This window comes from Streptosporangium vulgare (assembly GCF_042428775.1).
GTDB classification, from domain to species: domain Bacteria; phylum Actinomycetota; class Actinomycetes; order Streptosporangiales; family Streptosporangiaceae; genus Streptosporangium; species Streptosporangium vulgare.
The window spans coordinates 1-2456 of the sequence record NZ_JBHMBS010000082.1; the positions used below are offsets into that span (position 1 = coordinate 1).

The 2456-nt window shown below is 71.3% G+C and carries 1 protein-coding gene; it reads right to left on the minus strand.

Annotated features, from left to right (window positions below):
* The coding region (locus tag ACFFRH_RS44005; protein WP_386164124.1) for a type I polyketide synthase at nucleotides 1–2456 on the minus strand (2456 nt) is incomplete at both ends.

Here is a 2456-nt window from a genome sequence, read left to right on the forward strand (position 1 = left end):
GGCCAGATCAGAGGTCGACAACGGACGCAACGTGAGCGCCTCGACCTCCGCCACCGGCACACCACTCCCATCGGCGATGGTGAGCGCCATGCTGGTGCCACCCGTACCGATGATCTTCACTCGGAGGCCGGTCGCCGCTGTGGCGTGCAGGGACACCCCCGACCAGGAGAAGGGCAGGAACGGCCGGCCCGGCTCGGGCTCCGGCAACAGATCACCCAGCGCACTGGCGTGCAACACCGCGTCCAACAGGGCCGGATGCAGCCCGAACCGCGCCGCGTCGGCGTGCGCCTGCTCGGGCAACGCCACCTCGGCGAACACCTCACCCGGCCGCGCCCACGCCCGCGTCACCCCCTGGAAGACAGGCCCGTACTCCAACCCGACCGCCGCCAGATCGTCATACAGACCATCGACCACCACCGGCCGCGCGTCCACCGGCGGCCACTGCGCCAGCTCGAACGCCGCCACCGGCAGCTCGGCGGTCACCAGGCCCTGTGCGTGCTGTGTCCATCCGGCGGCGTCCTGGGAGCGGGAGTGGACGGTCAGCGGACGTGCTCCGGACTCCTCCACCGCCCCGACGACCACCTGGATCTGGACGCCGCCCTGGGCGGGCACCACCAGCGGCGCCTGGATGGTCAGTTCCTGTAGGTAGGAGCACTCGACCTCGTCGCCCGCCCGGATGGCCAGCTCGACCAGCGCCGCCCCCGGAACCAGCATCCGACCACCCACGAGGTGATCGGCGAGCCACGGCTGCGTGGCGGGTGACAGGCGGCCACTGAAGATCACCGACTCGCCGCTGGCGACCTCGGTCACGGCGCTGAACACCGGGTGGTCGATCGCGCCCAGCCCGGCCGCGTTCATGTCCCCGGCGTCGGTCAGCGCGGGGATCCAGTACCGCTCCCGCTGGAAGGCGTACGTCGGCAGATCGACACGCGCTCTCGGGGCGAGGATCGCCGTCCAGTCGATTTCCACACCGTGGGTGTGAAGTCGGCCGAGTGCCTCGACCAGTGCCCGGACCTCGTCCCGGTCCTTGCGCGCGGTCGCGACGAAGACGCCGTCCTCGACGCTCTGCTGGGCCAGCGCGGTCAGGGTGGTGTCCGGGCCGATCTCCACGAACACGTTCGCCTGGCAGGCGGTGACGCCGTCGGCGAAGCGCACCGCTTCACGGACGTGCCGCACCCAGTACGCCGGGTCGGTGAGCAGTCCTGGCTCGGCGGGGCGGCCCGTCACGTTGGAGACGACAGGGATGGTCGGTTCGTTGAAGGTGAGGGTGGAGACGATCTGCTCGAATTCGGCGAGCATCGGCTCCATCAACGGGGAGTGGAAGGCGTGCGAGACCCGCAGCCTGCGCGTCCGCGCGCTCACCAGGCCCGCGATCTCCTCCACCGCGACCTCGCTGCCGGAGATGACCACGGCCTGCGGGCCGTTCACCGCGGCGATGCCGACGTCCTGGCGGCCCTCCAGCAGCGGAAGGATCTCCGCCTCGGGAGCGGCGATGGCCAGCATCGCCCCACCCTCCGGCAACGCCTGCATCAACCGGGCGCGGGCGGTGACGAGGGCACACGCGTCGGACAGCGAGAGCACACCCGCCACGTGAGCAGCGGCGATCTCCCCTACCGAGTGCCCGACAAGTACGTCCGGGGTGACCCCCAGCGAGGTGAGCAGCCGATAGAGGGCGACCTCGAACGCGAACAGCGCCGGCTGGGTCGTCCCCGTCTCGGCCAGTACCTCCTCCGGACCGGAGAACATCCCCTCACGCACCGACTCAGGGAGCAGCGCGCAGACCTCGTCCAGAGCGTCGGCGAACACCGGGAACGCCGCCGCGAGGGACGCCCCCATGCCCACCCGCTGACTGCCCTGGCCGGTGAAGAGCATCGCCAGCCTGCCATCGGCCATCGCGGCTTCCGGTGCCGCCGTACCATCGGCCAGGGCACGCAGGCCCGCCACCAGCTCCGCCCGGTCGGCGCCGACCACCGCCGAGCGCTGCTCCAGCAACGCCCGGCCCGTCGCCAGCGACCAGGCGACATCGGCCGGCTCCAGCTCAGGCCGCTCCTCCACCCAGGACGCGAGCCGGGAAGCCTGGCCCCGCAACGCCTCGGGAGTCTTGGCCGACAACAGCCACGGCGTCACCGGCAGCTCGACAGCGTCGACAGACTCCGGCTCCACCGCCGGACCCTGCTCGATGATCACATGCGCGTTCGTGCCGCTGATCCCGAAGGACGAGATGGCCGCGCGGCGCGGACGGTCCTCGATGTCCCACGCACGCGCCTCTGTCAGCAGCTCCACTGAGCCCGCCGACCAGTCCACGTGCGGGCTCGGCTCGTCCACGTGCAGGGTCTTGGGGAGGAGTTCGTGGCGGAGGGCCATCACCATCTTGATCACGCCACCGACACCGGCGGCGGCCTGGGTGTGACCGATGTTCGACTTCAGCGACCCCAGCCACAACGGCCGGTCCTCGG